The organism is Mesorhizobium sp. (assembly GCF_004962925.1).
GTDB lineage: Bacteria > Pseudomonadota > Alphaproteobacteria > Rhizobiales > Rhizobiaceae > Mesorhizobium.
The window spans coordinates 1-7,535 of sequence record NZ_SUEO01000268.1; the positions used below are offsets into that span (position 1 = coordinate 1).

The following is a 7,535-nucleotide window of genomic DNA, read 5'->3' on the forward strand; positions in this document are numbered from 1 at the left end:
GATAGCGAAGTGGAAGGAAGGTTTTGAGATCGTCTATGCCCGCCGTATCAAGCGTGAGGGCGAATCCTGGTTCAAGCGCATTACGGCGAGTCTCTTCTACCGCCTGCTGGAGAAAATGACGTCGGTCGACATCCCGCGCGACGTCGGCGATTTCCGCCTGGTCGGCCGCAAGGCGCTGGAAACCTTCAAGCAAATGCCCGAACACGACCGTTTCGTCAGGGGCATGTTCGCCTGGATGGGCTTCAAGCAGACGGCGGTGCCTTTCGAACGCCCCGCGCGGACCCTGGGCCAGACCAAATACCCATTCTGGAAGATGATGCACCTTGCCGTTCACGGCATCGTCAGCTTCTCCGAGAAGCCGCTGCGCATGGCTCTGTGGGGCGGATTGGCCATTTCCGTGCTTGCGGCAGTGTTCGGCGCTTACGCCATCTTCGCCTGGATTTTTGAAACCGGCATCATTGCCGGCTGGACATCCACCGTCGTGATCGTGTCGCTGTTGTGCGGCATCAATCTTTTCATGACCGGCGTGGTCGGACTTTATGTCGGCGGTATCCACGCCGAGGTGAAACGCCGTCCGCTTTACGCGATCGATCGAGTCACCGGCTTCGATAAGGCGATGCGTGCCGCCGCCCTTGGTGAGAGCCGCCGATCGCTTCGAAAACCTAGGAACGGAGCGTCGGCGGATGGCCGAACTCTTCGACAGCTATAAATCAAATTATGGCGAGGCGGTCGCAGGATCCATCCGGTTTTCCGGCCTCAGGCACGACTTCTTTCTGACCGCCAAGGCCGACCTGCTGCGGCGTCTCGTGGTCGAGCGAAGGCTTAGGCAGGGCGGTGCGAGTGTGCGGGCGCTGGACGTCGGTTGTGGCGTCGGGTCGCTCCACCCTTATCTCGAAGGCGCGTTCGAAAGCCTGGATGGCTGCGACGTCTCGGAGGAATCGATACTGCGCGCCGGCCAGGACAATCCACGTGTGGCCTACAGGGCCTGCACCACGCCGAGCCTGCCTTATGAGGACGGCGCGTTCGATCTGGCTTTCGCCAGCTGCGTCGTCCATCACGTTCCACCCGTCTCCTGGCTCGATTTCTTCCGGGAAATGCGGCGCGTCGTGCGGCCGGGCGGCGTCGCCTGCGTCATCGAGCACAATCCCTATAATCCGCTGACGCGTCTTGCGGTGTTGCGATGTCCATTCGACCAGGACGCGGTCCTGCTCAACGCCGCCAAAGCAAGGTCTCTTTTTCGGGAGACGGGCTTCAGCGATATCCGATCCGAGCACTTCCTGCTGCTGCCGTCGGCCAAGCCTTTCGCCAGAAGACTCGAGCGCCTGCTCGCGCCCTTACCGCTCGGGGCCCAGTATGCGTGCAGCGCGCATGTCTGAGGGCCGTTCGACCCCTCGCACCGGACTGAAGCTGCTGGCGCGCTTCGGGTTGGTCGGCATCGCTGCGACGATCCTTTATGCTGTCCTGGCTACCGTTTTGGTCAAATCGGAATGGATCGGCGTCAGCCCCGTCCAGGCGTCGCTTGCGGCTTACGCCGCGGCGGCGGTGTTTTCTTATCTCGCCCACAAATCGGTAACTTTCATATCGAGCGGATCGCATCGATCGGAAGCTGCGCGTTTTCTCCTGCTGACGGTGACAGGCTTCGGCATAGCTTACGCAGTGCCGGCGCTTTTCACCATGAAACTCGGCCTGTCGCCCATCTTTGCCGTTCTGATTACCTGCTTGCTCATTCCGGCGGTCAATCTGCTCGTACTCGACCGATGGGTTTTTGCGCAGCGAGGACCCGGCCGGCAAAGCGACCGCTCCACCTAATCCGTGTCGATGGCATCGAGCCGGAACGACACCAGCTTGATGGAGCGCTTATAGATGTTGCTGGCGGCCGGAGTTTGCGGAATGCCGTCGAGATAGTCGAAGGCGATGTCGAGTGTATCGGTCTTGCCGAGAGCCGCCGGTGGAATGATGAACGTAACCATCCGTGGTTCTTTGCCAGACAGCGTCACCGCATGCGCCCGAATGCCGTTCACCGAGATCACCACCCTCTGCGTGATCTGTGGTGGCCGAATGACGGCGGCCATTTGCAGCGTGGCTGCCAAGCCGTGACCGAGCGGCGGTATCTCCAGGCGAAGCCGCGAGGTCTCGCCCAGCGAATGGGTGCCGTCGCCTGCCGACCCCGACCAGCCGCAGACCTTTATGCTGGCTGCCCGTTTGGCGCCGTCGCTGCGGAACGATACCGTCTCGCCAAGTGTGTAGCTGCCGATGGCATCGCGGTTGAGGCACGTGGTCGTTTGATCGATGTAATAGGCGCGATAGTCGGCGTTGACGTTCGGATTGAGAGCAAGCGCAAGGATGACGATTTCGGACCCGGCCAGAACCGCCGCGAACGCGTAGCCGCTGAGCCAGGCGGCGCGCCGATACGGGGCCGGAATGTCAGACCAGGGCAAGGTAGCCTCCGATCCAGGCCACGGTCATGAAATAACAGGCGCCCAGGAAGAAAACCAAGGCCGCCAGGTAAGTCAGCCGCGACGCCGACAGCAGGACGGCGACCAACATTGTCAGAGGCGCAAGTCCAATGACGTACCTGACCATCGAGGCCAGGTTGGTGATCAGTGGCAGGATGATGCAGAGCGCGCAGAACAGCGCAGCGCCATATTGCCTGCGAGCCGCTAGTACAGCAGACAGCGCCAGCCCGGTGATCGCGGCCAACGCGCTCCATTGCGGCGCGGTAGGCAGCCAGCCGGTGGTCGAAACGGCTGAGAGCCCGTCCCATAGAAAGACGAGCGGATTGCCCGCTACCCGTCCAAATGCGCGCTGGACATGCAAGAACGCAAAGCCGTCCCCGATCGTAAGATAAAGAAACAGGATGTAAGCGAACAAACCGGCAGGCGAAATGAAGATAGCGACGAGCAGATCCGGCCGGCCAAGCACCCAGCGCGGGAAGGACAGTGTCGATCCGCCCTGCTCGCGGTGCTCCCTGAACATTTGAATGACGGTCGCAAATACGACGAGGACCCCGACCAGCCTCGTCGCCGACAGGAGCGCGGATGAAACGCCCGCGGCCAGATAGCTGGAGCGCTTGAGCGCGAGAAAAACGCACGAGGTCAGGAGCACGAAAAGTGGTTCGGTCAGGAAAGTGGTGAAGTGGAAGGAGAACGGGCCGCTGAGCAGAAACGCGCAATACAGCACATAGGCACGCATGTTCTTCTCCAGCAGCGGCCATGCCACAAGGCAGGCGGCGTAGCTGCAAACAATGGAGGTGACGGTCGCGACCAGTATCGTCGGGAAAGGGAAAACAACCCGGATCGCCGCCACCAGCATCGGATAGAATGGAAAGAAGCCCCAGCGGCCGACATTGCTTTGGTTTGGGATGGGAAAGCGCTCATAACCTAGTTCGCTGATGCCAATATACCAGGCGCAATCCCACCGGCAGAGCGCACGGGCATAAGCCGCGAAACCTGATCCCTCCGATACCGAAGCAAATGCCGCATAGCGAATGGCTAACCCGCTGACGACGAAAAGGAGCGGCACCGCCGCGACGGCTACGGCTATAGAGCGACCGCCGGCGCTCGGACGCGCGACATCTTCGAGCGCCAACTCTGCCTCCACCCATACGAGTGGCTGGCGCCACTCTCTCCCTCTAAACTAGCGCCGTCGGGGCAAATTCAAGACATGCCTTTCGCCGGCTCAAGATCCGCATCCCGGATCAGGAGCTTCTCAGCCAGACGAGCATCTCGCCGGGATCGCGGTTGTCCCAGGCGAAATAGGGAACGGCGGTGATTTTCGTCTCCTCCACCGCCGGCGGTTCGGTGCGATAGAGCCCGTCCTGCCAGTTTTCAGAGGCCGCTTCCTCGGCGACGGCCGAGAGCGTGACGACGCCGCCCAAAAGGTTGGGCTCCTCGCGCGCCTCGATCTTTGCGGTGCGTGGCAGAGCTAGGCGGTGCAGCTGGCCGACATTGTCGGTCTCCTCGACGCAGTAGATCAGCGGACCGCGGGCAAGCGCGACGCGGCCGATATCCTGCCGCACCTGCGGATTGGCGTAGAGGCGGTCAATAGACATTTCGAGATCGAGTTCGACCTGATCGCCCTTGCGCCACTCGCGCCGGATCGCGGCATAGCCATCGCTGGTGACCGCATCCAGATCGACCGCCTCCCCGTTCACCTTGAGTGCCGCCTTGCGGCACCAGGCCGGCAGGCGCAGGTGCAAGGTGAATGTTGTCGGCGCCTCGGGTTCGATCGTGATCGAGACCGCGCCGTTCCATGGATAATTGCTGGTCTGGATCAGCTCTACCTGCCGGCGTGATATTTCAAAGCGCGCCGTGCTGTCGCCATAGAGGTGGACGGCCAGCGCGCCTTCCGACAGGCTGTAGAAGTAGCTGCCGATCGAGGCGACCATGCGGCCGATATTGGGCGGGCAGCAGGGGCAGCGGTGCCATTTCCAGCGGTTGTGCTTCCCCCGGCTTTCCAGCGGATTTTCATAGAAGAACAGCGAGCCATCGAGCGAAAGGCCCGAAATCGAGCCGTTGTAGAGCGCCCTCTCCATCATGTCGGCGTAGCGCGCATTGGGGCCCATGCCGAGCATGCGGTTCGCCCAGAATACCAGGCCGACCGAAGCACAGGTCTCGGCATAGGCGGTTTCATTGGGCAGATCGTAGTCGGCGGTAAAACCCTCATTGTACGACGACGGCCCGAGCCCGCCGGTGATGTAGAGGTTCTTGGTGGTGAGGTCGTCCCACAGCCGGTCGAGCGCCACCCGCAGCGTGTCGTCGCCATATTCGGTCGCGACGTCGGCCATGCCGGAATAGAGATACATCGCCCTCACCGCATGGCCGACGACCTTGTCCTGTTCGCGCACCGGCTTGTGCGACTGGCTGTATTCGTAGGTCTTGAAATGATAGGCCTTCGGGTCGGCGCCGCGGGCCCGCGCCTCCTCGTCGAAATAATGCGGTTGCTGGCCGCGCTGATCGATGAAGTATTTTGCCAGGTCCATATACTTTTGCTCGCCGGTGACCCGTGCGAGCTTGACCAGCGCCAGCTCGATCTCCTCGTGGCCGCAATAGCCCTTCTTCTTGCCGGGCTCGGGACCGAAGGTCTCGGCGATATGGTCGGCATAGCGGCACATGATGTCGAGCAGCTTGCGTTTTCCAGTGGCCTGGTAGTAGGCGACCGCGCCTTCGATCAGATGGCCGGCGCAATAGAGCTCGTGACAGTCGCGCAGATTGGTCCAGCGCAAGCCGGGCTGGATGCGCTGATACCAGCTCGACAGATAACCGTCGGGCTGCTGCAGCTTCCCGTACATGTCGATGACGGCGTCGATCTTCTTCTCCAGAGCGTCATTGCGGCGGCGGTAGAGCGAATAGGCCGCGGTCTCGATCGTCTTGCCCCAATCGCTGTCCCAGAACATCTGGGTGGTCACCGTCGAGCCGGTGAACTCATTGCCGGCGGTGGCTGCCTCGTCCGGCGAGGGTGAGTGGAACGGAATGACGACGCCGGGCGATGGCCGGTCCGGGTCGATCTGCTCCAGCATGCGCGCCTCGACGCAGCGGTCAAAGAGGATATCGGCGGTCCTGGTGGCGACGGCATCGGCACGGTCGCCCCAGAAGCCTCTGATATCGACCTGTGGCACCGGCAGTGGACGGAAGGCAAGCTTCGGCTTGCCCAGCTTGACGGCCGGTTTAGCGGATTGCGATGCGGTCATGATTTACTCCGTTCGAATAGGGATCACTTCACGGCCCCTGCCATGAGGCCGCGGATGTAGAAGCGCTGCAGCAAGAGGAAGAGCACCAGGCATGGCACCATCATCACGGTGACGCCCGCCTGCACCGCGCCCCAGTCGATGGCGCCGAAGCGGCCTGACTGCAGCGCCGTCATCATGATCGGCAGCGTGAATTTGGACTGGTCCGTCATCAGCACCAGCGCCGCCAAGAACTCGTTCCACGCACCGAGGAATGCGAACAGCGCGATGGTGACGATGCCCGGCCAGACCAGCGGCAGCATCACCCTCAGCAGCATGGTGACGTTGTTGGCGCCGTCCATGCGGGCGGCCTCCTCGATCTCGCGCGGCACCGCGTCGAAGGCGTTGCGCATCATGAAGATCGAGAACGGCAGCTGCAGCGTGACATAGACGCAGACCAGCCCGGTCAGCGTGTTGTGCAGGCCGATCTTAGTCAGCACCAGGAAGATCGGCGTCAGGATCGACTGGAACGGGATCATGATCGTCGACAGGATGAGGACGAAGAGCAGGTTCTTCAGCGGAAAGCGGAAGCGCGAGAAACCATAGCCGGCCAGCACGCTGACGATCACCGACAGCACTACCGTCATGACCGAGACATAGATGCTGTTTTGCGCCGGCAGCCAGAGGCCGTCGCCGAACGTATTGAGCGTGGCGTAGTTCTCGACCGAAAAACCCGTGGTCGGCCAGGGCGGCAGCGGCGGTTGGCGCGATTCCTGCGCCGGCTTGAACGCCGAAAGCACCGTCCAGACGATCGGCGCTAGGAACAGCAGCGAGGCTATGATGCCCGTCGCGTGCTCGGCAATCTGCATGCCGATGCGGCGTTTGCGGCTGCGTGCCTGCGCCATCAGTCAACGCCCTCCGGTTGGCGCAGCAGCCGCAGCTGGATGAGGCTGAGCGCGACCAGGATGACCAGCAGGATCATCGAGAGGGCGGCGCCATAGCCGAGCTTGAACGACACGAATGACTGGTTGAAAATCCAGTAGACGGCGGTCAGCGTCTGGTTGCGAGGCCCGCCGCGCAGGATGATGTAGAACTGGTCGAAGGCGAGCACCGAGCCGGCAACCGACAGGATCAGCGCCAGCGCCAGGGTGCGGCGCATTAGCGGCAGGGTGATGGCGCGAAACCGCGCCAGCGGCCCTGCCCCGTCGATCATCGCCGCCTCCTGCAGGTCCGGCGGGATGGATTGCAGGCCGGTCATCAGGATGATCATGGTAAAGCCCGCCACCTTCCAGACAACCATGGCGATAATCGACCAGAACGCCGGCTGGAACGTCGCCAGCAGATTGACCTTTTTCTCGGTCAGGCCGAGCTCGAAGGCGGCGGGGCTGAACAGGCCGGAATCGACATTGAGCAGCCACGACCAGAGCAGGCTGGCCGAGGCGAAACCGATGACGGCCGGCATGAAGAAGGACGTCCGGTAGAAGCCGGTCATCTGCCTGGGTTTTTCGATGAACAGCGCCAGCGGAAAGGCGACGACGAAGATCGCGATCGTCACCACCACGGTGTAGTAGCCGGTGAAGCGCAGCGCGTTCCAGAACCTGGTATCGCGCAGGATCGCCCAGTAATTGTCGAGGCCAATGAAGGAGTGCGCGCCCATCAGCGGCCAGTTATGCAGCGACATCCACGCGGTCATCCCGAGCGGGATGATGAAAAAGACGACGACTAAGGCGACGGCCGGGGCGACATAGAGCAGGCCGATCCACTGCCGGCGACCGGCGCCGACCAGTTTGCGCCGGCGCGCTGGGGTGGAAATTGCTGCGATGGAGGTCATGGCTCTACGTCCCCCTCCCCCTCGAGGGGAGGGTCCGGC

The 7,535-nt window shown here is 62.3% G+C and carries 8 protein-coding genes; 3 read left to right on the forward strand and 5 right to left on the reverse strand.

What is annotated here, in order from left to right:
* The 3 genes from E5W87_RS31965 to E5W87_RS31975 all read left to right on the forward strand — a co-directional run.
* Positions 1–709, forward strand: a 709-nt coding sequence (locus tag E5W87_RS31965; protein WP_292406896.1) for a glycosyltransferase, incomplete at its 5' end; no start/stop codon positions are given.
* Complete coding sequence (locus tag E5W87_RS31970; RefSeq protein WP_292406900.1) at positions 684–1,376, forward strand: class I SAM-dependent methyltransferase; 693 nt, start codon at positions 684–686, stop codon at positions 1,374–1,376. The genes E5W87_RS31965 and E5W87_RS31970, both read left to right, overlap by 26 nt.
* Positions 1,369–1,809: a GtrA family protein gene (locus E5W87_RS31975; protein WP_292406903.1), complete on the forward strand. Its 441-nt coding sequence runs from the start codon at positions 1,369–1,371 to the stop codon at positions 1,807–1,809. Before E5W87_RS31970 ends, E5W87_RS31975 begins: the two co-directional genes overlap by 8 nt.
* Here E5W87_RS31975 and E5W87_RS31980 read toward each other — a convergent pair.
* From E5W87_RS31980 to E5W87_RS32000, 5 genes are all read right to left on the reverse strand, one after another.
* Positions 1,806–2,438, reverse strand: coding sequence for a hypothetical protein (locus tag E5W87_RS31980; RefSeq protein WP_292406906.1), 633 nt, complete (start codon positions 2,436–2,438; stop codon positions 1,806–1,808). The genes E5W87_RS31975 and E5W87_RS31980 overlap by 4 nt on opposite strands.
* Positions 2,425–3,588, reverse strand: coding sequence for a hypothetical protein (locus E5W87_RS31985; protein WP_292406908.1), 1,164 nt, complete (start codon positions 3,586–3,588; stop codon positions 2,425–2,427). The genes E5W87_RS31980 and E5W87_RS31985 overlap by 14 nt, the downstream gene beginning before the upstream one ends.
* Before the next feature lie 109 nt (positions 3,589–3,697).
* Positions 3,698–5,689 (reverse strand): glycoside hydrolase family 127 protein, encoded by a 1,992-nt coding sequence (locus E5W87_RS31990; RefSeq protein WP_292406911.1) that lies wholly within the window; start codon positions 5,687–5,689, stop codon positions 3,698–3,700.
* Between the two features lie 23 nt (positions 5,690–5,712).
* A complete protein-coding gene (locus tag E5W87_RS31995) occupies positions 5,713–6,570 on the reverse strand; it encodes a carbohydrate ABC transporter permease (protein WP_023802294.1) in 858 nt (285 codons plus the stop codon).
* Positions 6,570–7,496, reverse strand: a complete 927-nt coding sequence (locus tag E5W87_RS32000) for a carbohydrate ABC transporter permease (RefSeq protein ID WP_292406918.1) — start codon at positions 7,494–7,496, stop codon at positions 6,570–6,572. The genes E5W87_RS31995 and E5W87_RS32000 overlap by 1 nt, the downstream gene beginning before the upstream one ends.
* Between the last annotated feature and the right edge of the window lie 39 nt (positions 7,497–7,535).